This is a genomic window from Azospirillum melinis, from assembly GCF_013340935.1.
Classification (GTDB): Bacteria; Pseudomonadota; Alphaproteobacteria; order Azospirillales; family Azospirillaceae; genus Azospirillum; species Azospirillum melinis.
Window position 1 is genome coordinate 1 of sequence record NZ_WHOS01000156.1, and the last position, 590, is coordinate 590.

Here is a 590-nt window from a genome sequence, read left to right on the forward strand (position 1 = left end):
CATCACGTAATGGCGGTCGGCGATGGGGGCGGCGAAGCGGAAGTTCTGCTCGACCAGCACGATGGTGAAGCCGCGCTGCTTCAAGGCCCGCACCGCCACGCCGATCTGCTCGATGATCACCGGGGCGAGGCCCTCGGTCGGCTCATCCAGCAGGATCAGCGTGGCGCCGGTGCGCAGGATGCGGGCGATGGCCAGCATCTGCTGCTCACCGCCCGACAGACGCGTGCCCTGGGTGCTCCCACGGCCCTTCAGGTTGGGGAACAGGTCATAAATCTGCGGGACGGTCATGCCGCCCTCCTTGACCACCGGCGGCAGCGTCAGGTTCTCGTCCACGCTGAGCGAGGAGAAGATGCCGCGCTCCTCCGGCACATAGCCGATGCCGAGCCGCGGGATCCTGTGCTGGGCCATGCCGATCAACTCGGTGCCCTGGAAGCGGATCGAGCCGGTGCGCTTGCCCATGATGCCCATGATGGCGCGCATGGTCGAGGTCTTGCCGGCGCCGTTGCGGCCCAGCAGCGTCACCACCTCGCCCTGGCGCACCTCCAGGCTGACGCCGTGCAGCACATGGCTCTCGCCGTAGAAGCCGTGCA

At 68.0% G+C, this 590-nt stretch carries 1 protein-coding gene; it reads right to left on the reverse strand.

Going from position 1 to position 590, the window contains the following annotated elements; all coding sequences use genetic code 11:
* On the reverse strand, window positions 1-590 hold a 590-nt coding region (locus tag GBZ48_RS35915; protein WP_174475382.1), incomplete at both ends, for an ABC transporter ATP-binding protein.